Origin of the sequence: Pseudomonas sp. IT-P4 (assembly GCF_949767755.1) — a bacterium.
Lineage (GTDB): Bacteria > Pseudomonadota > Gammaproteobacteria > Pseudomonadales > Pseudomonadaceae > Aquipseudomonas > Aquipseudomonas monachiensis.
In genome coordinates, this window is the sequence record NZ_CATKPX010000078.1 from 1 (window position 1) to 25,809 (window position 25,809).

At 57.7% G+C, this 25,809-nt stretch carries 18 protein-coding genes; 11 read left to right on the forward strand and 7 right to left on the reverse strand.

The genetic code is table 11. The features are described 5' to 3' along the window. From ACM6IT_RS24625 to ACM6IT_RS24675, 11 genes are all read left to right on the forward strand, one after another. Positions 1-229, forward strand: a 229-nt coding sequence (locus ACM6IT_RS24625) for a hypothetical protein (protein WP_414918884.1), incomplete at its 5' end; no start/stop codon positions are given. 12 nt (positions 230-241) lie between these two features. Beyond that, entirely contained in the window at positions 242-1,270 is a 1,029-nt protein-coding gene (locus ACM6IT_RS24630) for an AraC family transcriptional regulator (protein ID WP_414918885.1), read from the forward strand. A 288-nt stretch (positions 1,271-1,558) separates the two neighbouring features. Continuing rightward, entirely contained in the window at positions 1,559-2,836 is a 1,278-nt protein-coding gene (locus ACM6IT_RS24635) for an OmpP1/FadL family transporter (RefSeq protein ID WP_082562914.1), read from the forward strand. Between the two features lie 95 nt (positions 2,837-2,931). Beyond that, positions 2,932-4,410: a DUF1254 domain-containing protein gene (locus ACM6IT_RS24640; protein WP_414918886.1), complete on the forward strand. Its 1,479-nt coding sequence runs from the start codon at positions 2,932-2,934 to the stop codon at positions 4,408-4,410. Positions 4,411-4,561: 151 nt separating this feature from the next. Beyond that, entirely contained in the window at positions 4,562-5,239 is a 678-nt protein-coding gene (locus tag ACM6IT_RS24645) for a DUF3313 domain-containing protein (RefSeq protein ID WP_414918887.1), read from the forward strand. Positions 5,240-5,310: 71 nt separating this feature from the next. Further along, positions 5,311-5,769, forward strand: a complete 459-nt coding sequence (locus ACM6IT_RS24650; RefSeq protein WP_056723157.1) for a glycine zipper 2TM domain-containing protein — start codon at positions 5,311-5,313, stop codon at positions 5,767-5,769. Between the two features lie 413 nt (positions 5,770-6,182). Next, the gene (locus ACM6IT_RS24655; RefSeq protein ID WP_056723160.1) at positions 6,183-6,995 is read left to right on the forward strand and encodes a hypothetical protein; all 813 of its coding nucleotides are present in this window, start codon (positions 6,183-6,185) and stop codon (positions 6,993-6,995) included. A gap of 318 nt (positions 6,996-7,313) precedes the next feature. Continuing rightward, the gene (locus ACM6IT_RS24660) at positions 7,314-8,702 is read left to right on the forward strand and encodes a DUF1254 domain-containing protein (RefSeq protein WP_409079120.1); all 1,389 of its coding nucleotides are present in this window, start codon (positions 7,314-7,316) and stop codon (positions 8,700-8,702) included. A gap of 289 nt (positions 8,703-8,991) precedes the next feature. Further along, positions 8,992-9,468 (forward strand): 2,4'-dihydroxyacetophenone dioxygenase family protein, encoded by a 477-nt coding sequence (locus ACM6IT_RS24665; protein ID WP_056723163.1) that lies wholly within the window; start codon positions 8,992-8,994, stop codon positions 9,466-9,468. Positions 9,469-9,547: 79 nt separating this feature from the next. After that, positions 9,548-11,911, forward strand: a complete 2,364-nt coding sequence (locus tag ACM6IT_RS24670) for an arylsulfatase (RefSeq protein WP_414918888.1) — start codon at positions 9,548-9,550, stop codon at positions 11,909-11,911. Positions 11,912-11,969: 58 nt separating this feature from the next. After that, positions 11,970-13,238, forward strand: a complete 1,269-nt coding sequence (locus ACM6IT_RS24675) for an anaerobic sulfatase maturase (protein WP_414918889.1) — start codon at positions 11,970-11,972, stop codon at positions 13,236-13,238. Positions 13,239-13,242: 4 nt separating this feature from the next. On the opposite strand, the gene ACM6IT_RS24680 is transcribed toward ACM6IT_RS24675, so the two are convergent. From ACM6IT_RS24680 to ACM6IT_RS24710, 7 genes are all read right to left on the reverse strand, one after another. Next, positions 13,243-14,877, reverse strand: a complete 1,635-nt coding sequence (locus ACM6IT_RS24680) for a 3-(methylthio)propionyl-CoA ligase (protein WP_414918890.1) — start codon at positions 14,875-14,877, stop codon at positions 13,243-13,245. 96 nt (positions 14,878-14,973) lie between these two features. Further along, positions 14,974-17,409 carry an efflux RND transporter permease subunit gene (locus tag ACM6IT_RS24685; RefSeq protein WP_056723171.1) on the reverse strand — a complete coding sequence of 812 codons (2,436 nt, stop codon included), beginning with the start codon at positions 17,407-17,409 and terminating at the stop codon, positions 14,974-14,976. Between the two features lie 38 nt (positions 17,410-17,447). Then, positions 17,448-18,512, reverse strand: coding sequence for a YCF48-related protein (locus ACM6IT_RS24690; protein WP_414918960.1), 1,065 nt, complete (start codon positions 18,510-18,512; stop codon positions 17,448-17,450). Between the two features lie 76 nt (positions 18,513-18,588). Further along, complete coding sequence (locus ACM6IT_RS24695) at positions 18,589-19,950, reverse strand: DUF1329 domain-containing protein (protein ID WP_056723175.1); 1,362 nt, start codon at positions 19,948-19,950, stop codon at positions 18,589-18,591. 33 nt (positions 19,951-19,983) lie between these two features. Beyond that, positions 19,984-21,813 (reverse strand): DUF1302 domain-containing protein, encoded by a 1,830-nt coding sequence (locus ACM6IT_RS24700; protein ID WP_414918891.1) that lies wholly within the window; start codon positions 21,811-21,813, stop codon positions 19,984-19,986. 68 nt (positions 21,814-21,881) lie between these two features. Further along, positions 21,882-23,045 carry a thiolase C-terminal domain-containing protein gene (locus ACM6IT_RS24705; protein ID WP_414918892.1) on the reverse strand — a complete coding sequence of 388 codons (1,164 nt, stop codon included), beginning with the start codon at positions 23,043-23,045 and terminating at the stop codon, positions 21,882-21,884. Between the two features lie 163 nt (positions 23,046-23,208). Beyond that, positions 23,209-25,809, reverse strand: coding sequence for a LuxR C-terminal-related transcriptional regulator (locus ACM6IT_RS24710; protein ID WP_414918893.1), 2,601 nt, complete (start codon positions 25,807-25,809; stop codon positions 23,209-23,211).

Here is a 25,809-nt window from a genome sequence, read left to right on the forward strand (position 1 = left end):
ACCACTTGAAAAAAAGCGCATCCGTGCTAAAACCAATGTATTGAATATTATGTATTTCTGGATTCAATTAATGCGCACGACTCGTGTATTCGATGAGTCGGCCCAAGGACTGAGGGGCGGCGCAGAACGGTCGCGAGGTGCCAGGCGCTGGCTCATGGGCGCTACGCTCTTTTGCTCGTCATGTATCAGATGTTCGCCAACGTGGCCAATGCGCCAGTTTCAGGAATGATAGCGAGCTAATATGCCCTCCAAAAAATCATCATTAAGAATGAGCGGGCCTGGAGAAATTAGTACAAGCCCATTCCGTAGGTTCCCGGAAGTAGTTGACGCGATAGGGGGTTCCTCGCGAGGCGTTTTCAAAGACGCTGGTATCAGCCTTGAGCAATTTGCATATGAAGACAACCATCTCGCCTACATGGACGTTGCTCGTCTGTTCAACACGGCATTCGAACACACTCAGTGCCCCCATATTGGCCTGCTGATCGGTGAGCGCTTTTCGCTGGAAAATTTGGGTCCGGTGGGTCAGCTTATGCGTCTTGCGACTACACCAGGCGATGCATTGAACGACCTGGTCGGGCATGCCAATCTCTATGATCGTGGCGCGACCCCACTGCTTCTTCCCTTGGCGGGCCAACACAGTTTGTTGGGATATGTCATTTATCGCCACGACCTGCCCAATCAATCATTACTTGTCGACACTGCCGTCATGGTTGGCCTCCAAATGCTGCGGGCCTTATTAGGCGCTAGCTGGACGCCCGTTCGTGTGCAGTTTTCATATCGCAAGCCATCAGACATCACCCCGTACATCAGAAAATTTCGCTGCAATATTCAGTTCAATGCAAGCATTTCCGGACTTGTAATAAACAATCAGCAACTCCGACAAATTCAATGTACGGCGAATCCACGCTTACACCATCTACTTAAACTGACTATTTCGAGCGCCACGTCACATTTGACGATTTCAGAAAAAATAAAGAGCCAGGCATACGCTCTATTATTGCAAGGCCAGGCAAACTCCAAGCACATCGCCAGTCAATTCTCATTGAATGAAAGAACGCTGCGACGCCGGCTGGATGCGGAAGGTTCTCACCTCAAAGAACTGATCACCGACTCCAGAAGCAACTTCGCGCGGCAACTCTTGAAAGATACGGATTTGCCGATATCCACAATCTCCCAGACCCTGCAATACCAGGATCCAAACGCCTTCTCCCGTGCATTCAAAACGTGGACAAATACGTCACCACAGCATTGGAGAAATGGGCTGGGGTAGCCTCCATGGGGGGTTGATTCAACCACTTCCATACCCCCGTGATACCGCGCGCACTGTCCGAAAATGCAAGGTGCCTTTCTGATGATTGCCGTAAAGTGAACGCAACAACAGGCTGATTGCAAAGCTGATCTTCGGTTTTTTGTGTTGTTCATGAGGTTGGCGATTAGTTGCACCTGCGGGTGGAGTTCCGCGCAGACACTCAAGAAGGCCACACGAATAAAAGACGATGCCCAGGCCTTGGGGCGATGCAAGCGACATAGACTGAGTGATCTGATAGAGAGGGATTTCATGCAATTAAATAAAAGTGTGTTGTCGATTACTGTTCTTGGTGCGCTGACACTCTTGACCAGTGGCCGAAGTGTTGCCGGTGGCCTGATGTTGTACGAAATCGCCACCGACAACGTCGGACTGGCCAATGCCGGTGCAGCGGCCCGGGCACAAGGCCCTTCGACCATTGCCAGCAACCCCGCCGGCTTGAGCTACCTCAGCGGAACACAGATCTCCGCTGGCGCTCAGGTTCTTTTTGGTGACTTATCGTTCGATCGGGACAGTGAAACCAATACGCCGGGCACTGGCAGCGGTAACGCGCTCGATCCCATACCGGGTGGCAGTTTCTTCATCAGCCATCAACTGGATGATCGGTGGTCCGTCGGTTTCGGCTCCTATGGCGATTTCGGTCTGGCTGTAAACTACGACAATGACTGGTCCGGCCGTTATTTCGTGCAGAACGCGAGCATTGCGGGACTGTCACTGGTACCCAGTGTCGCCTATCGTTTCAACGATCAATGGTCCGTCGGCGTCGGACTCAAAGCCATGTACGGGATGCTGAAGAGCGAAGCCGCCATCGATCAGGCGCCGCTCGGACTGACACAACGGGGTGACGGCCAATACAAATACCGGGACAGCACCTGGGGTTACGGCGCCAACGCAGGCGTGATTTATGCCCCAAAGCCCGGTACCCGGATTGGCCTGGCTTACACCAGTCAGGTTGACCTCGACTTCGAGGATCGCCTGGATGTGAAGAGCAGTGCTCCGTTGGTGAGTCGCCTCAACAGCCTCAACACCAAAATCGACCTGAAAGTACCGCAAACGGCGACCCTCAGCCTGTACCAGCAACTGGATACGCAATGGGCCGTTCTGGCCTCGGTCAATTGGCAGGACTGGTCGAAATTCGGTGACATCGGCATTGACGTAGACACGTCCAGAACCGGTTCCCGGGCCGCTTCAATCGATGCGCATTACAAAGACACGTATCAATTGGCGCTTGGCGCTCAATACCAGATGAACCAGGACTGGGTCTGGGATTTCGGTGTCGCCTATGACACGTCCGCCGTGTCCGACGGTAATCGTACGCTCACCGTGCCCATGGGCGCCGCCTGGCGCTTCGCCACAGGCTTTACTTATTCACTGAATAAAGAGACAGACGTGAATTTCAGTTGGGTCACGGTGTGGATGGGGGACATGTCCGTCGATCAGCAAAAAACGTTGTCAGGCAATCGTGTCTCAGGCGAGTTCGACAACGCCTGGATTCAAGCCCTGACTGGCAACATGACTTGGCGCTACTGAGAAAAATCCAAGAGCGTTTCAGGTGTCATGCCTAGTATCTAGCCGTGGGCATGAACGCTCACGACACCGGCTTGTACAAAACTAACGAGGTGAAAATGAACAGGAAGTCTCACAGTGGCTGGACATTGGCTGCGGCGGTCGTCGTAGGTTCAACGCTTTTCACCGGGTGCACGAGCAAGCTCGATCCGATCACACAGGCCGACAAGGCCGATGTGGCCAAGGGCGTTCCCGCGCCGAGTCTGGAGCAAACCAAGGCGATCGCCGAGGAAGGCTTTATCTACGGCTTGCCGCTGGTCATGAACTACGCCGTGATGAACGAATTCGCGGTGGACTCCAAGTCCAGCCAGTTCAAGGCCCCCTTCAATCAACTGCACCACGATCATAAGGTCGCGACCCCCGCTGACACGGCCATCATTACCCCCAACAGCGACACGCCGTACTCCTTTCTCTGGACCGACCTGCGCGCCGAGCCGTTGGTGATCACCGTGCCGGCCGTCTCCAAAAAACGCTACTACTCGGTGCAACTGATCGACGGCAACACCTATAACTACGGCTACATCGGCAGTCGGGCCACGGCCAGCGCACCCGGGAGCTATTTGATTGCAGGCCCCGACTGGAAGGGTACGACACCTCCAGGCATCGACAAGGTGTTCAGCTCCACGACCCCTTTCGCACTGACGCTGATCCGCACCCAGCTGTTCAATCCGGCCGACATGCCGAATGTCGAGAAGGTGCAGGCGGGTTACAAGGTCCAGCCGCTGTCCGCTTTCCTCCATCAACCCGCGCCGCCCGCTGCGCCGAAGATCGCTTTCGTGCCGGCCACCACGGAAGGCATCAAGGCCAACTTCTTCGAGTACCTGTCGGCGGCGCTGGACTATGTGCCGCCATCGGCTGAGGACAAGGCGATCCGTGCGAAGCTGGCCAGCATCGGCGTAGGCCCCGGTCGCAGCTTCGAATTCAAGGACCTCTCGCTCGAGCACAAGGCCGTGGTCCTGCTCGGGATGAAGGCCGGCGACGAGCAGGTCGACAAGTTCCTCTCGAGCGGCATGAAAAACATCAACGGCTGGAGCGTCGGCGCGTTCTTCGGCGACCAGGCGTTCTACAAAGGCGACTGGCTGATGCGGGCTGGCGCCGCGAAGGCTGGTCTGTACGGCAATGACGCCGCCGAGGCGATGTACCCCATTACGCGTACCGATGGCAATGGCCAGACGTTGAATACCGGCAAGCACAACTACACGCTGACCTTCCCTGCCGGCAAACTGCCGCCCGTCAATGCCTTCTGGTCGGTGACCATGTACGACGGCAAGAGCCAACTGCTGATCAAGAATCCGATCAACCGCTACCTGATCAATTCGCCGATGCTGTCGGCCATGAAAAAGAACGCGGACGGTTCACTGACGCTGTATATCCAGAAGGATTCGCCGGGCAAGACCAAGGAGTCCAACTGGTTGCCCGCGCCTGACGACACGGCCTATCTGGTGATGCGCCTCTATTGGCCGAAGGCCACGCCGCCTTCAATTCTTCCCGCAGGCAGCGGCAGCTGGCAGCCGCCGGCAGTGGTGGCATCGAAGTAACGCGACGCTTGCGACTGCTTGCAGTTGGCAAGCAGTCGCTCGATTGCTCAGGCTGAGATCCAGTGGGGCCTATTCCGAAAGGGCTAAGTCCACAGAGTCTGACCTTGAATAAAAGACATTCAGGAACACATCCCTCAAGGAGTACCGTTATATGAGCTTCTCGCACAAATGGATAACGAGTGCCGCACTGAGCAGCTTGTTATTGACCGGCTGCGTATCGAAAGTCACTGAAGTCGAGCAATACTCGGGCTACCTGTCCAACTACAACAACTTGCAGGAAGTCAAAACGGCAAGCGGCGGCACAACAATGCGTTGGGTCAGTCCGTCGTGGAACCCGAATGCCTATGACACAGTGGTGTTCAACAAGCTGGAACTCTATCCCGCGCCCAAGCCCGATGAGCGGGTCAACCAACAAACGCTGGCCGACATCCAGAACTACATGACCAGTAAGGTCAAAGGCACCCTGGGTCAGAAATACCGTGTGGTTTCCAATACCGGCGCCGCGCCGGCGAGTTCCAAAACCCTGCTGATGCGTGCGGCGATCACCGGGGTGAATGCCGAAAACGAAGGGATGAAATGGTACGAAGTGGTGCCGATCGCCGCCGTGGTCGGAGCAACACAGGCCGCCACCGGCCACCGTGATCAGGACAGCACTTTGTTCATCGAGGCCGAGATTATCGATGCGAGAACCAACCAGACGGTCGCCAGGGTAGTCCGCAAGGTGTTTGGTACAACGCTGGAAAACGAAAGCCAGAAGATCACCGCCCAGGACTTCAAAGCGGCGATCGACAAGTTGAACGTCGATCTCTGGGCGTTCATTCGCAGTTAAGCCTTGATTGAACTGCCAACAGACGTTGGCTCAAGCATTGCAATCAAATACCAATAACGAGGTGCATCGCAATGAAAGTAATCCTGTCCTGGCTGTCAGTCACGTTGATGACGGTGCTGATAAGTGCCTGTTCCGCCGTCGGGTCAACCGATGGCGGCGCCGGTGAAATCGAGATTCGCTCAGGGAAGATCGAGCAGATATCGCTGACGCAGATGCAGACCAATCACGACAGTGGTGTCGGCGCCGTACTCGGTGGTCTTGGCGGCCTGGCGGTTGGCAGCTTGATCGGGGGCGGCACCGGGCGTGACGTCGCCATGGTTGCCGGCGCGCTCGCCGGTGCTGCTGGCGGTAACTACGCCGAGAAGAAAAAATATGACCAACCGATCGAGGCGCAACAGATCATCGTGCGGGTCAACAGTGGCGTGCTGGTATCGGTGACCCAACCGATCAATCCGTCCCTGACCAAGGGCTCGAAGGTGTATATCCAGGGCTCAGGCAATGATGCCCGCGTTGTGCCGCAAGGCAGTTAAGGCTGACTGTTCGGATTCGTAAAACACCGTACCTGCCTTCTTAACAAATTTTGTAGGAGCGAGCTTGCTCGTGATGGACTCAAGAGCGCTGCGTTTATTCTGTAAACACGCGATTCGTTAACGACCATCGCGAGCAAGCTCGCTCCTGCAAAACCTCCCACCGGCAACGGTAAACTTTACGCCCTCCTGCCTAGACCCGACAAATACATGACTGATTGGAGAAGTTAAACTTGTAAAGTAAGTAACCTCGGCATAATACAAGACGTATCAACAACAGAATGGGTGGCTGTTCGCTGTGCTTCAGTTAAGTACGGCCCACTGAGATTGAGGTATTCAAGTAACTTCTGCTTGTCGTTAGAAGGCTCCCGTTGATAATCGAGGGGCCCGGGGCGATTGGTATCCAAGGAATTCGCATGAACAAGTACATTGAACGACTTTTGCTATCGTCTTTGGTTTTCGGTATTTCCGTTTCCAGTCAGGCCGACGATCAGGCGGAGCTGGCCAAACAGTCATTAAATCCAGTCGCGGCACTGTATAGCTTGCCCATCCAATACAACTGGAATCAGAAAATGGGGCCCTCTGGCAATGGAATCCAGAGCGTCACCAATATCCAGCCGGTTTTACCCTTCACACTTAATGACGATTGGAATCTGATCTCTCGCACGATCCTCCCGGTCATTGATCAGCATGGACTGGCACCGAGGGGCATTGCCGATAAAAGCGGAGTGGGCGACACCACGCAAAGCTTCTTTTTCTCTCCCAAAAGGCCCACCGAGGACGGCTGGATCTGGGGTGCAGGCCCCGCGTTGTTGTTACCGACCGGTAGTGATGAGCTACTGAGTAGCGAACAATGGGGGATTGGACCGACAGCGGTGGCGTTGAAGCAGGCCAACGGCTGGACGAACGGTATTCTGGCGAACCACATCTGGTCGCTGGACAACAACCCGGCCAATGACAAGGAGAAGGTCAATCAGACATATCTGCAACCCTTTCTGGTCTATACCACAGCGTCGTACACCAGTTTTGGCATTAATACAGAATCCACTTACGACTGGGAAGCCAGGGAGTGGAATGTGCCGATCAACCTGTTCGTGACGCAATTGTTCAAAGTCGGCAAGCAGCCCATGAGCCTTCAGGTAGGGCCGCGATACTGGGCGGACAGTCCTGAGGATGGTGCACACGGTTGGGGGTTCCGGGTGGCGTACACGCTACTTTTTCCTAAGTGAAACTATCCGTAAGATTTACTTTTAGCATCAGAGGACAAGTTGTTCTCATGTCAGCAGCGTAGTTTGATTTGCTGCTTATACTGACCGAGCAGTCTGAGCTTGTCATCCGTCGTGGTTCTCCTCGATCAACGTCGCGCTTGCGCCGACCAGCTTCAGAAAAAACAAAGACTTACAGCAAGAAAAGGAGCGTTATGAGATATCAAGTCGTGAGCAAACGCGACACTGAATATCCCCTGATCAGCAGTTAATCCCATCTAATGCGAAAAATGGAGTTTCAAGTTCATGATAACCACACTACCGAGAACATTTGGCTGTGCAATGGTATTGCTCGCGTCCTTTGGATTTACACACGCCCAAGCAGCGGACATCACTCCCGCCGAAACAAAAGCCATCGCCGAGGAAGGTTACATCTACGGTCTGCCCATCGTGATGAACTACGCCACCATGTACGACTATGCCGTGGACAAGAACTCCGGCCAGTACAAGGCACCGTTCAACCACATTCACAGCATGCACAATGTCTTCACCTACAAGGACACGGCCATCGTCTCGCCGAACAGCGATACGCCGTATTCCTTGATGTTCATGGACCTGCGTAGCGAGCCGATCGTGCTCTCGGTACCGACGGTGGAGAAACCGCGGTACTACTCGGTGCAGCTCATCGATAACAACACCAACAACTTCGGTTACATCGGCAGCCGTACCACCGGCAGCGAAGCCGGCGATTACATGCTGGTCGGCCCAGACTGGAAAGGCGTGACCCCGCCTGGCATCAAGAAGGTGTTTCACTCCCAAACACAACTCCTCTTCGCGATCTTTCGCACCCAGCTCTTCAATCCGGCGGACATGCCAAACGTCGAAAAGATCCAGTCCGGTTATGCGGCCCAGCCGTTATCGGCTTATCTCAAGCAGCCCGCGCCGCCTGCCGCGCCGGCGATCAACTTTCCGAAGTTCGACAAGGCCCTGGCCAAGACCGACTTCTTCAAGTATCTGGGCTTTGCCTTGCAGTTTGCCCCGGCCACCCCGGATGAAGTGGCGATCCGCGCGAAGCTGGCCCGCCTGGGCATTGGCGCCGGCAAGGACTTCAACTTCCAGGACCTCTCCGCCGAGCAAAAGGCCGCTGTGGTCGAGGGCATGCAGGCTGGGCATGCGAAGGTCCAGGATGCAGTCAATCATCTCGGCACACAGGTCAATGGCTGGAACATCGTGAGTTCCGGCGGTAATGCCGCGTTTTACAAGGGTGATTGGCTAAAGCGCGCCGCCATCGCACAAGCAGGCATCTATGCCAACGACGCCGAAGAGGCCACGTATCCGATGGCCAAGATCCTGTCCGACGGGACGCCGCTTGACGGCAGCAAGCACAACTACACGATCACTTTTCCCGCTGGACAGCTCCCGCCGGTCAACGCCTTCTGGTCGGTGACCATGTACGACGGCAAGTCGCAACTGCTGATCAAGAATCCGGTCAATCGCTACCTCATCAACTCGCCGATGCTGCCTGACATGAAGAAGAATGCAGACGGCTCGTTGACGCTCTACATCCAGAAGGACTCGCCCGGCGCGGACAAGGAAAGCAACTGGCTGCCCGCACCGAATGATCTGATCTACATGGTGATGCGCCTGTATTGGCCGAAGACGGAAAACCCTTCCGTCCTGCCGCCTGGCAAAGGCACGTGGAGTCCGCCGGCGATCGTTAAAATCAATTGAGCACCTAACGACCGGTACAGCGGACGGCACTGGCGTGCCGCCGCTGAACCGGGGCGTCAGGGTTTCACAGAGGCCCTGACGTCCGCTTTGATCACCCAAAGGCCAACGGTGGCCGCAAACCGTAGATATTGTTGTTTTGGCGTTATTTGCACGGCACTCCGTATGCCGCAATTCAACGCCATTGGATGGATCCCCCTCCTCAAGAGGGGGGCGGTGTGAGCACGGCCTGTTCACGATGCTCTTAACGCACCGTGTAAATCCTTCCACCGTCCAACAGAGAACAACAAGCATGTTTTATGAAAACATCGACACCTCCTCCATCAACGACGAGGACCTGCCGTGGGTTCCGTTCGCACCTTACAGCGATGAAATCTTCATCAAATACATCAAGTGCGACCCGGTTCGCGGGGAAACCATCACCCTGCTCAAGGCCCCGGCCGGGTCTTCTCTGCCCAAGCACCATCACTCCGGCACGGTCATCGTTTACACCATCAAGGGTGGCTGGAAATACCTGGAGCACGACTGGATCTCAAAACCGGGCGGCGTGGTGTTCGAAACCGCAGGTTCCAGCCATACGCCGATCGTGCTGACTGAATATGGCGATGAACTGATCACCTTGAACATCACCCAGGGCGACCTGCTGTATTACGACGATAACAACAACGTCGTGGCCATCGAGAACTGGAAATCCAGCGTGGATCGTTACCTGGCGTTCTGTAAAGCCAATGATATCGAGCCCAAAGACATCACCAGTTTTGCGGTCTGAGCAGCTCTCCAATATCTCGGCCGTCCGGTGTTCGACCGGGCGGCTGCGTCGTTGCAATGAATAAAAAACGGAGACACTCATGTCCCAGAAGCTGCAACCCGCCGGACGTTTCACCCTGAAACTCTGCGCACTGTTGGCCAGCTCGGTCGCATCCGCACAAGACTCGCTGCCCTTCCCGCCGACGCCTTCGGCCAGTGACGCCAAACCGACGCTGCAAGAATCCAAGCACCAGAAACGTCAGCAGCAATCCCGGCTTCCTGCCGAGGCCCCCAATATCCTGGTGATCATGCTCGATGACGCCGGCTTCGCGCAGTCCGACACCGTCGGCGGCGCAGTCCATACGCCGACCCTGAGTCGAGTCGCCGACAGTGGTGTGCGCTACAACGCTTTTCATACCGCTGCCATCAGCTCCGCTACTCGCGCCGCATTGCTTACCGGACGCAACCATCACCGGGTTGGCAACGGCGTCATTGCAGAGCTGGCCACTGACTGGGAAGGCTACACCGGCAAGATCCCCAAAAGCTCGGCGACCATAGCCGAGGTGCTCAAGCAATATGGCTACAGCACCGCCGCGTTCGGCAAATGGCATAACACACCACCCCTGGATACCACGGCGGCCGGTCCTTTCGATACGTGGCCGACGGCCTACGGTTTTGAATATTTCTACGGTTTCCTGGCCGGCGAAACCTCTCAGTACGAACCGCGTCTGTACCGCGACACAACGCCAATCGAACCGGCGCGAGATCCGAAATATCACCTCAGCGAAGACCTCGCCAATCAGGCCGTAAACTGGCTGCAAGACCATCAGACCTACGCACCGGCAAAACCGTTTTTCATGTATTGGACACCGGGTGCCGTACATGGTCCGCACCAGGTGAATGCGCAATGGGCCGATAAATACAAAGGCAAGTTCGACGGTGGCTGGGACGCCTATCGGGAGCAGACGTTCGCTCGCCAGAAAGCCCTGGGCTTTATCCCGCAGGACGCCGTCCTCACCCCACGCCCGGCGGAGCTCCCAGCCTGGGACAGCTTGTCTTCCGAACAGAAGCAGTATCAGGCACGGTTGATGGAGGTGTATGCCGGCTTCCTGGAACATGCCGACACGCAGGCCGGCAAGATCCTCGACGAACTGGAGCGTGAAGGTAAGCGCGACAACACGCTGATCTTTTATGTCTTCAGCGACAACGGCGCTTCTTCCGAGGGGATGGAGGGCACGATTAATGAGTTGCTGGCCCAAAACGGGATTCCGGTTCCCAAAGAGCAGCAGCTGAAAGTCCTCGACGAGATGTATGGCGGCTTGTCCGCGCTCGGCGGTCCTAAACTTGAAAGCATGTACAACGCCGCGTGGGCCTGGGCAGGTTCAGGGCCATTCGTAGGCACTAAACTGGTCGCCGGCTACTTCGGCGGTACGCGCACGCCGCTGGCCGTTTCCTGGCCGAAACAGATCAAGGCCGACGCCCGGGTTCGCGGACAATTCCACCATGTCAACGACATTGCCCCGACGGTCTACGACGTGCTGTCGATCACGCCCCCCAAAGAGGTCAACGGTATCGCTCAGGACCCAATGGATGGCGTCAGCCTGCGCTACACCTTCAACGACGCTCAGGTGAAGTCGAAAAAACCGGCGCAATACTTCGAAGTCTTCGGCAGTCGCGGCGTCTACAAGGATGGCTGGATGGCCTCGGTTTTTGGCCCGCGCAAACCCTGGGTGCAAGGCTTCGCGCAGTTCATGGGCTGGAATCCGGCGAACGATCAATGGTCGCTCTACAACCTGCAAGACGACTACTCCCAGGCCAAGGATGTCGCCGCGAGCAATCCGCAAAAGCTTGCGGAGCTGAAGGCGGAGTTTGACGTGCAGGCCAAGGCTAACCATGTCTATCCGATTGGTGCCGGTCTTTACCCCTTCCTCGATCCGACTGCACGAATCTCCAGCAGCCAACGCGAATGGCACTTCAGTGATCACGTCCAGCGCTTTCCGGAGTTTGCGGCCCCCAACCTGCGCAATCAGAACAGCAAAGTTGTCGTCGACGCCGAGGTTCCAGCTAACGCCACCGGCGTGTTGTATGCCTTGGGCGGTATCGGTGGCGGGGTCAGCTTGTACATGGATGACGGCTTCCTGAACTACGAGTACAACGCGCTGGCTATCTCTCGAGTCAAACTGCGTTCGGCCGAACGGGTACCCGCCGGCAAAGTCAGTATCGAAGTGCTGACGACCCTGTCGTCAGCCAAGCCCGGAGCGCCGGCCAGTCTGAGCCTGCGACTTGACGGACAGGAAGCCGCCAAAGGGGTGACACCGTTCACTCCGGCACTGACGTTCACCGCCAGCGAAACCTTCGACGTGGCCCAAGACCTCGGTTCCCCCGTCACCCTGGACTATTTCGAGCGTGCGCCCTTCGCATTCAATGGCAAGGTCAAGGATGTACACGTGACGTATTTGCCTTGACCCTCAATGCCGCCCGGATAACCGGGCGGCAGACTGATGACTCCCGGACCCTGCCCCCATGCCTACCCACGAAACCCCGCCCCAGGGCTTGCATCTCATGGCCAAACCCGTCGGGCCGATCTGCAACCTCGATTGCAGCTACTGTTTCTACCTCGAAAAAGAACAGCTTTACCCCCCTCGGGAACGCTTCAGCATGACCGACGAGGTGCTGCGTCTGTATGTGCAGCGCTACATCGAGGCCCAGCCCACGCCTGAGGTCGAATTTACCTGGCAAGGCGGCGAACCGACGTTACTGGGGTTGGATTTTTTTCAACGAGCGGTCCTGTATCAACGCCAGTTCGCAGGGAACAAAGTCATTCGCAACACGCTGCAGACCAATGGCACGTTACTCAATGACGACTGGTGCGCGTTCCTCGCCCGTGAACGCTTCATGGTGGGGATCAGCCTCGATGGCCCGCGATTCGTTCACGACCTCTATCGCCCCGACAAGCGCGGACGCTCCAGTTTCGATGACGTGATGCACGGTCTCGAACTGCTCAAGCAGCATGACGTCGACTTCAATGTGTTGGTTACCGTGGCGCGCGATGTCGCCAGATTTCCCTTGGAAATCTATCGATTCCTCAAGTCTGAGGGCGTTCGTCATATTCAGTTCAACCCCGTGGTGGAACGCAAGCCCAGCGCCTCACAGGTCAGTCTGGGTCTGCATTTCGCTATCCCGCCGGAATTGCGCTTGCACGTGGTGCCGGAGCCCGCGATGGTGACGGAGCAAACGGTCGCCCCCGAGGCCTATGGCGATTTTCTCATCACGATTTTTGACGAGTGGGTGCGCCAGGATGTCGGGGAGGTTCATGTCATGAACTTCGAATGGGCACTGGCCTCATGGTGCCAGCTGCCGGCCTCGGTGTGCCTGTTCAGCCCGCGCTGCGGCAAAGCGGCGATCGTGGAACACGATGGCAATGTCTACTCCTGCGATCACTACATGTATCCCGAGTATCTGCTGGGCAACCTGAAGACCGATGATCCTGCCGTGCTACTCGCCTCTGCTGCGCAACAAGCCTTTGGCGCCGCCAAGGAAGAGACACTGCCGACGTATTGCCAGCAGTGCGATTACCGCTTCGCCTGCCATGGCGAATGCCCGAAAAACCGCTTCATGAATGCGCCCAATGGCGAGCCGGGTCTGAACTACCTGTGTCCGAGCTACAAGAAATACTTTCGTCACCTGACGCCCTACATGAACGCCATGGCCCAACTGGTCAGCCACAACCAACCCGTGGCGTTGATCATGCAGGCCTTCGCCGGCCCGCTGATCGTGCCCCTGGATAAATAGCCTTTCAGCTCTGAAATCTGAAGTCGCGAAACTGTTCGCGAAGCTTCATCTTTTGCAATTTGCCGGTGGCGGTATGCGGCAGCGCTTCGACGAAGGCCACATCGTCCGGCAGCCACCATTTCGCCACGCGGCTTTGCAACACCGTCAGCAGATCGTCTTTGCTCGCGGTTCTACCAGGTTTGAGCACCACCACCAGCAACGGCCGCTCCTGCCATTTGGGATGAGGGATGCCAATCACCGCCGCTTCGGCGACGGCCGGATGACTGACAGCGGCATTTTCCAGATCAATCGAGGAAATCCACTCGCCACCCGACTTGATAACGTCCTTGGCGCGGTCGGTGATCTGCATGTAGCCGTCAGTGTCGATCGTTGCGATGTCACCGGTATCGAGCCAGCCCTCGCCATCAAGAATCTGCCCTCCTTCGCCGCCGTAATACTGGCTGGCGATCCATGGTCCCTTGACCAGTAGAAGACCGCTTGCCTTGCCGTCTCGCGGAAGTTCAGCGCCTTGCTCGTCGACAATCTTCATCGACACCCCAAACAACGCCCGCCCTTGTTTGGCCTGCAGGTCGAGCACTGCTTCCAGCGGAGCATCACGGTGTTTGGGCAGCGGATTGCAGATGGTGCCCAGCGGGGACATCTCGGTCATCCCCCAGGCATGCAAAACACGCGCATTGAAACGGGTTTCAAACGTATCGACCTGGCTGCGCGGCGCGGCGGCTCCGCCGATCACCACCCGGTTCAGGCACAGCTCTTTCGCCGGTTGCAAAGCCTGCGCCTCAACATGCTGTTGCAGCATCATCCACACCGTCGGCACACCCAGCGCCAGGGTCACCTGTTCATCCCGCATCAGCGTGTAGAGGCTCTCGCCGTCAAGTGCGGCGCCCGGTAACACCAATTTTGCGCCACACATTGCGGCGGCATACGGCATACCCCAGGCATTGACGTGGAACATCGGCACGACCAACAACGCTGAATCCGCCGCCGATAGACCGAAACCATCCGAGGTACACAGCGCCAGCGAATGCAGGATCGAAGAACGGTGCGAATACAGCACACCCTTGGGATTGCCAGTGGTGCCCGAGGTGTAGCACATGGACGACGCCGTGCGCTCATCGAACTCAGGCCAGATGAAGTCATTGCTGTGCCCGGCGATCAGGTCTTCGTAGCACATCAAGCCAGGCACATCGATTGCCGGCATTTGCTCCCGCTCACACAGAGCGATGAACGCTTTGACTGTCTTCAGGCGCGGCGCGATCTGCTCGACCAACTCAGCGAACGACAGGTCGAAAAGCAGGTACTGATCCTCGGCGTGGTTGGCGATGAATTCGATCTGCTCGGCGAACAGCCGCGGGTTGATCGTATGCAGTACCGCGCCCATGCCCGACACACCGAAATACAATTCCATATGCCGGTAACCGTTCCAGGCCAGGGTGCCGATTCTGTCGCCAGGTTGTACACCCAACGCAACCAGCGCATTGGCCACTTGTTTAGCGCGTTCGCCGATGTCGGCGTAAGTGCAGTGATGCACCGCTCCATCTGCCATGCGCGAGGCAATTTCGGTGTGCGGATGCGCCTTCAGCGCATGTTCCAGAACGGAAGAAATCAACAGCGGTTGATCTTGCATCAAGCCCAGCATGGTTTTGTGTTCCTTTTATTCTTGTTTGATGTCGATGTTTCAGAAGCGGCAGAGACTCGCAGGTAGCCGAGCGGATAAAGCATGCAAGCAGCCGCTTCAAGGAGCACGACGGAGCAGGAAATACGACAGCGCCGGGATCAGCACCAAGGCGCCGACCATGTTCCAGATGAACATGAAGGTCAGCAGGATGCCCATGTCGGCCTGGAACTTGATCGGCGACCAGGCCCAGGTGATCACGCCCGCCGCCAGGGTGATGCCGACCAGCGCCACCACTTTGCCGGTGAACGCAACGGAATTTTTGTAGGCTTCGGTCAACGACAGACCGGCACGCTGCTGAGCCAACTGAACACTGAGCAGGTACAGCGCGTAATCGACACCGATGCCGACACCCAAGGCAATCACCGGCAAGGTCGCGACCTTCACGCCCATGCCCAGCCAGACCATCAACGCCTCGCAGAGAATCGACGTCAGCATCAACGGCACGACCGCCACCACCACCGCTCGCCAGCTGCGGAAGGTGATGAAGCACAGCACGATCACCGCGCCATACACGTAGAACAACATGGTGCGATTGGCGTCGCGCACGACGATATTGGTCGCCGCTTCGATCCCGGCGCTACCGGCGGCGAGCATGAACTGCCGATCGTCGTTGCTGTGTTCACGGGCGAACTGATCGGCCACTTTGACCACGTGATCGAGGGTTTCGGCCTTGTGGTCGGAGAGATAAGCGATCACCGGCATCATCGAACAGTCACTGTCGAACAGTTCCGGGTTGTTCACCGAGGCCTGCTGCGCGCCGTAGTTGAGCACGTTCTGGTTGCGCGCTACGGTCAGCATTTTCGGGTTGCCTTCATAGGAACCCGCCGTGATCTGGCGCACAGCGTTGACCAGCGACACGGTAGTCTGCACGCCCGGTTGCTGTTGCAGCAGCCAGCCGAGACGATCGGCTTCCACCAGGGTTTCGTACTTCAGGCAACCTTCGCTGGCTGTTTTGACCATGACCGCAAACTGGTCGCTGGACAGCGAATAGTTGGCAGTGATGTAGGCGTTGTCGCGGTTGTAACGTGAGTCGGCGCGCAGTTCGGGTGCGCCCGGATCGAGATCACCAATCTTCAACTGCGTGCTGACCATGAAGCCACCTGCCGCCAGCAACCCGGCCACCACCACCGCCACCGTCGCCCAGCGACGCTCGGTAAAGCGGTCAAGCAGGCTCCACACATTACCCAGCCCTTTTCCATTCACCTCCTGCCGTTCCTGACGCAGGCTGCGCGCCGCCGCCTTGGGACTGACACCCCAATAAGACAGCAGCACTGGCAGCAGCACCAGGTTGGTGAAGATCAGCACCGCCACGCCAATGCTGGCGGTGACGGCCAGGTCCTGGATCACCGGAATGTCGATCAGCATCAGTACCGCAAAACCCACGGCATCGGCCAGCAATGCGGTCAGTCCGGCCAGGAACAGACGGCGGAAGGTGTAACGCGCGGCAACCAACTGATGGGTACCGCGTCCGACGTCCTGCATGATCCCGTTCATTTTCTGCGCACCGTGGGATACCCCGATGGCGAATACCAGAAACGGCACCAGAATCGAAAACGGGTCGAGTGCATAACCGAACAAGGTGATCAGGCCCAGTTGCCAGACCACCGCAACCACCGAGCACAGAATCACCAGCGCGGTGCTGCGCACGCAACGGGTAAAGCCAAAGATGATGGCAGTAGCGATCAGCGCTGCAGCGCCGAAGTACATCATGATCAGCATCAGGCCATCGATCAGATCGCCCACCAGTTTGGCGAAACCGATCACGCGGATCTTGATCGGGCCTTTGCCCTCTTCACCGGCGAGGTGTACCGCGCTACTGCCGGCAAACTCAAACTTGTTGCGTAGCTGCTCTTCAAGCATCCGCGAAAAATGGTGATAGTCGATTGCGGCGCCCGTGACCGGATCCTTCTCCAGCAGCGGCACCACAATCATGCTCGATTTGAAATTATTGCCGACAAGACTGCCGATGATGCCGGAACGGGCGATGTTCAAGCGCAGTTGCTCGACCCCACTGGCCGAGCCGTCGTAGGAGTCCGGCATGACCGGGCCACCACGGAAGCCCTCCTCCGTGACCTCGGTCCAGCGCACGGCAGGCGTCCACAATGACTTTATCCAGGCCCGGTCCACGCCCGGGGTCAGGAACAAGGTGTCATTAACCTGCTTGAGTACCTCCAGGTATTTCGGGTCGTAGATGTCGCCGTCGGTGTTTTCCACCACCACCCGAACCGTATTGCCCAGCCCGCGTAACGCCTGACGATTCTCAAGGTAGTTTTTGATGTACGGCTGACTCTGCGGAATCATCTTTTCGAAGCTGGCATTGAGCGTCAGCCCAGTGGCCGCGAAATAGCTCAGCAATACCGTCACGATCAGGCAGGTCAGCACCACCAGCAGGCGGTTGTTGAAAATCAGGCGTTCAAGGACATTGCCGGAGCGTGCATCGAAGCCCTTCAGCTCTCGGATCACCGGCATCGTATCGAGGTTGTAGTTACCCATGAAGTGGCTCGTCTCTTTTTATTATGTGGGATGTGGGCTCATTCGAAGGGCAACTGGCGCAAGCCCCGTGCGCCCGCGACCACCACGACGTCTGATGCGATGGCCTGCGCCGCAGCGGCGGGCCCCAGGCGGTCTTGTGGCTTTAGCGTGAAACTGGCGCCGTCGTCGGTGCTGACAAGCACATGCCCGGCCTGGCTGACCAGGATGATTCGGCCGTCGGCGGTGATCGTGCTCGCGGTGATGCTTGAGGACAGCCCCACTTCAACCTTGTCCCAGTTCACGCCGTGATCGACGCTGCGATAAACATTGCCCCGCAGGCCATAAACGAGCACCGAGCCCGGCTTGCCGGTGATGCCGAAATAGCTGCCGCCGTAGGGTGTCGGGAGGTTGATGAAGCGTTGCGTTGCCGGGTCCAGTTTCAATACCAGGCCTTGCTCGCCGACAATGAACAGGTCATCGCCAATTGCTCGTATCCCGTAGAAATTCAGTGCTCCCGGATTGTCGGTGCGATCCATCAACGGAACCCAGCTCCGGCCGCCGTCTTCAGTGCGGAAAATCAGATTGAACGCGCCGACGATATATCCGGTTTTATCATTGGCGAACCAAACGTCCAGAAAAGGTTTGTCAGCCCCTTCATCGACCATTCGTTGAGCCTCGGCCAATAACGCATCATTGGGCTGTTGCCCTTCTTGCCTCTGAAAATGTTCGAGCATGATCTGCCCCACCTGACGGCCATCGAGCTGACGCTTCCAGGTTTCACCCCTGTTGTCGCTGTGCAACACAATGCCGTCGTGCCCGACCGCCCACCCCTGCGTCGGGCTCGGAAAATGCACGGCCACCAGATCGGAACTCACCGGCACTTCTGCCTGGTGCCAGCGGACGCCGTTGTCATCGGAATAAAAAATATGGCCGCGTTGGCCCACGGCGACCAGGCGCTGACCTGCACGGGTCAACCCGGTGAACACCCCGCCAATCGCCTTGTCACTCTGAATCGCGGGGCTCGACAGCACGTCGACAAAGTCAGCGGCGACGACGGATCTGGTGAATGGGGCAGCCAACGCCAAAATTAGCGCAGTGAGCGCAATCCATCTAAATGTATTCATGAGGTCTACTCGGCAAAAAAGCCGCCGAACAGTGCGATACACACTGTCGGCGACAAGAAAACACCTGCGTTATGGCTCAGCGAATACCCGTGCCGGCCAATGACTCAGGTGCCCATTGCGCTTTCGAAAGCGGGTCGATGTACTTGACGCCGCCGTACGGCCCGTAGATGCCGGTGATGTTGTAGCTGCCAGAGACCAGGTCATAAATCATGTGGTTATCGGAGTTCGGCGCCTGCACGTCATAGCTGTATGCCATGTGTGCAAAGGACCCGCGGTACAGCTTGCCGCTGGCGTCATATTCATCCGAAGCCAGGGCGATCCAGCTGTCTTCGTCGAGGTAGAAGGTGCGCTTGCTGTAGATGTGGCGTTTGCCCGGTTTCAGCGTGGCTTCGACTACCCACACGCGGTGCAACTCCCAGCGCATCAGGTCCGGATTGACGTGATGCGGCGTGGTGATATCCGCAGCGACTTTGTGATAGTTCAACTTGTACGTGTTGTAAGGAATGATCATTTCCTTCTTGCCGACGAGTTTGAAGTCGTAACGGTCCATTGCGCCGTTGAATACCCAGGCATCGTCATAGGTCGAAGCACCGGCCGAGCCAGGGTTTGGCGTGTCGTAGGCGATATCCGGTGCGAGTTTCACGCGGCGCTGACCTGGCAGGTATTGCCAGCCACGACGCTCCATTTTCAGAGGGTTGACGGCATCCTGCACCAGGATGGCTTCGCCAGCGCGACGGGCCGGGGCCTGGTAGTAAAGTTTGGTCTTGAAGAACAGATCCGTTTCTTTCGCCGGGTCCATACGCTTGGGATCGTACAGCGGGTATTCCAGATAGGCATTACCGGACGTGGCCAGAATTGCCCTCCCGGAACTGTCGACGTTCCAGGAGTCATATTTCAAATTGGTGGCATACCCCTGATACCGCAGCAAGTGGTTCCACATGGCCTCATAGCCATCTTTCGGGATCGGGAACGGAACGCCCGGCAACGCGTTCTCCAGTGCTACCCCGCCTTCGAGTGTTTTAGTGCCGACGGCGTTTTTTGCGGTGTTATCCAGCAACCGTTGAGGCAGCGCAACGCTGCGATGAGTCGGAAACACATCGACCCGGAACGTCGGGTAACGCTTGAGCAGTTCTTGCGTGGTTGCGGTCAGTTTGTCGGTGTATTGACTGACGTTTTTGCCATCGACGACAACGCGTGGCTTGTCGGCCTCATAAGGGTCCGGACGGAACGAACTACCCGGTTGAAAACTGGCCGGCGCCGTAGTGAGACCGCCGGTGTAGGGCGGAATGGTGTTGTCGGCATTGCCGGTCTTTTCAGCGCCGACGCCTGTCAGGCTGTTGCCGAGTCTGGCTGCTTCATCGGGGGACACGGCTGCGTGTGCCGCACCCGCGATGGCAACGGTCAAGGCAGTGAACAAAAGCGTATTGACGAACTTCATGGAGTGACTCCTGCTATCAAGCAAAGACTTCGATCAAATGGTCGTTTTGAAGGTCAAAGTGACCATGCCCCGATCCTTGAGCTGAGGCTGAGTACCGCCAAAAGCAGTGGTCTGCCCCGGTACGCAGTTGTATTGGCCGTTGGCCCCTGGTGCGGCACCCTCGCCCTGTGCACCTGCACCACCGGCTGAGCCGCAGGTGTCGAACGGACCAAAGTTGTCCACGTACTTCAGGTCAAACCGGTACTGGTTGTGCACGTCCATGCCAACGCCCACCGAGTAACTGCCGGAGTCCTTGTTACCCCCGAGCTGAACCGACGAGTTGCCCGCAAGGCCGACGTTGTAGTTGGCCGGCAAGTACATATCGATACCGGGGAACACCTGATACCAGGTCGGGTTGAAGTTGACGCCCAGGACGTAGTTGTCCTTGGTGACCTTGTCGACACCGCGATACCAGTCTTCGCCTTTGAACAGCTGCTTGTTCTCGGTGACGTCCAGCCAGCGGCTGTAGGCGACTTCAACCAGCAAGGTCGAACTGTCCCAGACCGGTGTCGCACCGAAAGTGGTCAAGCCGTTGAGCACCGCGTGCACGGTGTTGCCCCGGGCCACGCCGTTATCACCATCAAAGCTGCTGATGAAGCCAGGCAAACCGGCAGCACCGGCTACCGGATTGACCGTTGCCGGCACGCTGGCCAGCGGCATGTTGTGGCGATAGTTCAGGTCGAAACCGACGCTGACACCTTCGATGCTTTTCGACAGGCTGATACCGTAGATATCGATGTCGTCGACATAGAACTGGTTGTAGCTGCCGGCATTGCCGGAGATCAGTTGCGCAGGGCCGACCGCCGTTGGCTGCAACACCAGGTTGGGCAGAATGTCGGAGGTTTTGCGGTAGTAGAAACCCAGCGTACCCTGCAGCCATTCCGGGCTCCACTTGGCCATCAGGCCAAAGTCACCCTGGTTGTCCGGGGTAAAAGTATGCCCGTTGGACAGCCGTAAAAACTGGTTGGCACCCAGTGGGCCAGGTGTGCCGAACAGCGGGTTTCGGCCGCCGATCAACGACAGGTTGTGCCCGCCATTTTGAATGCCGTCGTTGAACCCCAGATAAGTGCCCGACTCCGGCAACCGCGCGGCGTCCCAGTCCAGGAAGTACTGCGCGGCGAGGGTCAGTTCCGGGTTGACCGTGAGGCTGGTGGACAACTGATTACGCGGAATGAACAGTTCTTTGGCTTCTGTTCCCGGGACCGCCAGCGACTTGGAAATATCCAGACCGGACTGGCCATAACTATTGCTATGGGCAAAGGCGAGGATGCTTTCACCCCAGTAAACGGTGTGCTTGCCGAGCTTGCCGCTGAGCAGTGACTCATCGCCGACTTCCGTGCTGCCAAACACGAAGGCATCAAGGATTTCCGAAGAAGGACCGTTGTAATACCGATCGGCGTAACCGCTTTGATGACGAGAGTCCGGCTTACCGTTGTTGAGCTGATTGGTCGAGGCGTTATCGCTGCCAATATCGTCGTAGGCGTGGTCGTACCAGGTGTTGGCGCTGACACGGAAACCGACTTTTTCTTTGTAAACCACGTCCAGTTCGGTCAGCACATCCAGTCGTTGAGAAACGGGACTGCCGGAGGAGAAGTTGCGATCCCCGTCATTGTTGTTCCACGAATTGGCCAACTTGCTGTTGGGGGCTTCCACGCGCTGGGCGTAGTTGAACTTCAGCGTGTTGTCGAAGCGAACCGCAAAGTCTTCATTCCCCGTGTTGATCTCCACAGCCCCTACGGGCGCGATGCCCAGGCCGGTGAGAATGGCGGAGGCCAACAACCCTTTGCGAAGGTTTGCATGGCAGATCTTATTATTTTTGTTCATCTAGCTTGCCACCTGCTCTATGGTTTACGAAAAGTCATGGGTTGAATCACGGCGTAGTGAGCCTCCTCTCAGGTGCGCTGCAAAAGGGTGACCGACACCGCCCGGCCCAGGGCGGTGCTATGTTGTAAAGCCGTGCGGGCACCAGCAATTTGCCTGCCGTCGGCCACGCCGCGCAGTTGCCAGACCAACTCGACCAGTTGCGCCAACCCGGTGGCACCCGGGGCGTGACCACGTCCCAGCAAGCCACCCGATGGACACACCGCATTCATCTGTCCTTTCAGGCGGTGTCCTTGCTGCACGAATCGATCGATCTCGTCCTCCCGGCAAAAGCCCAGCGCGGCGCTATTGACCATGAAGTCGCCGACGCTTTGGTCGTGCAGTTCAACCACGTCGATGTCTTCCGCACCGAGGCCCGCCTGCTGATAGGCCAACTGCGCGACTCGCCGGGTGGTCGCCTGTCCGAGCACATCCAGCACGCAACCCGCTTCCTGCTCTGAAGCGCTGTCACTGCCCCTGACACTGGCCAGCACGGTGACGTCCGCCCGAGCGCCGAAGCGCAGGGCGAAGGCCGGGGTACAGAGCAGGATGGCCGCCGCACCGCAGGCGGGCGGGCACAGATAAGGCGGGAGCCAGCCGTCGCGATCCGGCACTCGGTTCAACACGGCGTAGGGATTGCGTCCGGCCTGGGCCCGTGCCCGCTCAAGCACTTGATCGAAGCTGCTTTGAGCAATGCCCATGCGTGTCAATAACCAACTGGTTTGGGCCGCGAACAGCAGCGCCGGTTGTTGTCGACGCTCGATAAAGCCGATGGGGTTCTCATCCTGCCTGAGCGTTGCCGACTCATCGCGAGCGAGATCTTTCAAACCGAAAAACTCACGATTGGAGATGTGTGCCGGCATGCACTCGACACCCACCAACAGGACACATTCAGCCTGGCCGCACAGCAGGCTATTGCGGGCCAGATGGAAAGCACTACTGGCCGACGCACAGCCATCGCCGAGGCTGAAAGTCGGCACCCCCGAGTAGCCAATCTGCGACAACATTTGCTCGGCGATACCGGCTTCTGCGTGTACGCAGGAAGTAAACACCTGGTCGACCAGGTCATAGTCGATCCGCGCATCGGCCAGCGCTGCACGAATGGCTTGCCCCGCCAATGCCGCATGACTGTCAGAGCCACCCAGCGGTAGAAACGGCACCATTGCTGCACCGGCGATCAGCACTTTTACAGACATAAACCTGCTCCCACTCACCGATACGTTGGTGCTTTTGTGGATTCAGACTATTGCGAAGTCGAAAAGCGTACCCCCCCATTGACTGGGGGGGTGGCTGGAAATCGGATTAGGGGGGGGAGTTAAAGGATGATCCGAACGGATCACCTCGGGTGGTGAGTTCGCATCAGCTCGCTGTCTCGAGAATTCCCAGCATGTATGCGCGCGCGACTACATGCTGTCTTGTGCCGGCCTGGAATTTTCCAAACAGGTTTTTCAGGTGCCACTTCACGGTTTCCTCGCCGACATTCAGCGCCAGGGCGATTTGCTTGTTGGACAGGTTGCGAGCCAATAGCTGCAACACCTCGCGCTCCTTGGGCGTCAAGAGACGACTCGGGGACACGCTCAAGGGGGTGGATTCCGGTCGCGGAACAGGTGCGGGCGTAGAGGTCGCCGCAAGCAAATTGACGGTATCACGCTGGAGCGCCTGCTTCCATTTGATCAGGTCCGGATGGGTGTCCTGCACCACGCGTAACATACCGTTTTCTTGCGCGAGGCTGACAGCCTCCAGCAAATAGTCGGTGCCGCCCTGTCCGGTCGCCCGAAGTGCCAGCGCCCTGAGCAGCTTGATCTGCACGATGTCTCGCCCACGACGCAGGTATTCGGCTGTTTCGCCAACCCTGTCCAGCACCACCAGCATCGCCTCCCAGTCACGTTGGGCCAGTAAGGCATAAGCGTTGGCTACCCCGGCCAGCAAGTCCAGCTCCGGACCCAGCAACCCTGCTCGCTCACGGGCAATAACCGGCGTGAAACTGTCCAGCCGGCGCCATAATGCCTGACAGGTATCGCTGCGTCCCTGCAAGGCATGCAGGCGTATTTGCTCTCCCAGGGAGGCAATGCAGAATCGTGGAATATTTCGCTCTTCTCCAAGGGCGAATAACGCCTCGAGCAGATCCTGCCCGCGATGCCCCTGCCCCTGGAGTGAGGCCAGTCGAGAGGCGGCGAGGAAACCCTGCACAATCGCATCGGGAGAGGCCAAACGCTCAACGATATCCAGCCTGTTCGCCAGCACCGTAGCGGTCTCCTGGACTTCCCCCTGTTCCAGCAACACCGTCGCCAGAGCGCTCGCTAATATGACCGCCACCGGACTGCGCCGACCGATGTCCCGTTCGGCATGCAACAGGCTGTCGTGCAACGCAGTACGCGCCGACACCATTCGACCCTCGTATAAATAAGCAAGACCGACCACCCACTCGCCATACCCGCGTATGGCATCAAGGCCAGTACTACCCGCGTAACGCGGTGCTCGCTGAAGGATTCGTCGGGCTTTCTCCGGTTGTCCCTGCAACAGCGTCAGCCGGGCGATCAGATTCGCGACCAAGGCTTGCACCGTGATTGAGAATGAGGGCAATCGATCGACCCAAGGCATGATGAGTTGATGCGATTGATCCGGACGGTCCGCAAAGAAGGCGGCGGCGGCGGCGATGGCGGCCGCTTCACAACGTGTCGCCTCGTCGGCGGATGGATGCTGTTCAATAGCCGCAATCAATTGCGCCGCTTCTGCCTGACGCGCTCCCATTGCCAATGTCCAGGCCGCCGCCAGGCAGATGCGCGGATGCGACAACACGTCAGCGGGGCCAAGCTCCTCGACCCACTCCAGCACCCGGCTGAATTGCCCCTGCAACGCGACTTCGTACAGGCATTTGCCGATCAACGTATAGGCCGGTTGGGGCATGCCGGCCAACAGATATTGCCGGGCGGCCTGCTCCAGGAAACCGTGGTGCTCCAGCCACACAGCGCCGCGCCGGTGATAACCCTGACGTTCCTCCAACGGCAAGTCGGCAAAACGGCCGAGCAGAAATTCCCGCGCCAATGGATGGATGCGCACCCAGTCACTGTCGATACTTTCAACAAAAATCGGTGTCGAGGCACACAATTCCTTCAGCAATTCACCCGAGCGAGCGTTGCCCGTCAGCGCCTCGCATAACAAGGGCTGGACCATTTCCAACACTGCAATGCCGGTCAGAAAGCGAACCTGCTCCTCCCGAAGATGTGCCAGCAAACTGTCGACGAAATAACGCTGGATATCACCCAGGCAAGTCGACAACTCTTCGACTGCCGCACTTCGATTCGGGCTCTTCTCCAACGCCGAAATCGCTAATTGCAGACCAAGCGGCCAGCCTTCGGTTATCTCGTGCAGCCGCACGCAGACGTCGGCATCAACCCTTGCGCCGAAACGGTCATTGAGGATGGCGACCGCCTCTTCCACATTCAGCCGTAAAGCCGCTGTCATGATCGTCGTGAAAAGCCCGCTTGCCGCGAGGTCCGCCACCTGCAGATTCAACCGTGTGCGAGAGGCCATGATGATGCGCAAATTGGCCGGTGCGTTGTGCAACAGGTACGTCAGGGAGTAACGGATCGTCAACTCGGGAAGGGTATCCACTTCATCCAGAATCAATACGGTTTCGCTACCCAGATCGGCCACTTCCGCCAACCACTGCGTCAGCCCTTCCTGTTCGTCACGCCCCAGTCCCGCAATAGGTTCGAATGCGCGGGCAAACGATGGCCGACCGCTGCCAATTGCCATGGCAACTCCCAGCCCCTGGACAAAACGCGCACCATCATCCTGTGCATCCAGCGTCATCCAGGCCACCACGGCGCCGTGAGACAAACATTCACGACGCCATTGGGTCAGCAGAAAGGTTTTGCCGAAGCCTGCCGGCGCTTGAACGGCGATCACCACTTTGTCTGTCAGTTCCTGGGTCTGGATACCCAGGCGGTTTCGCAT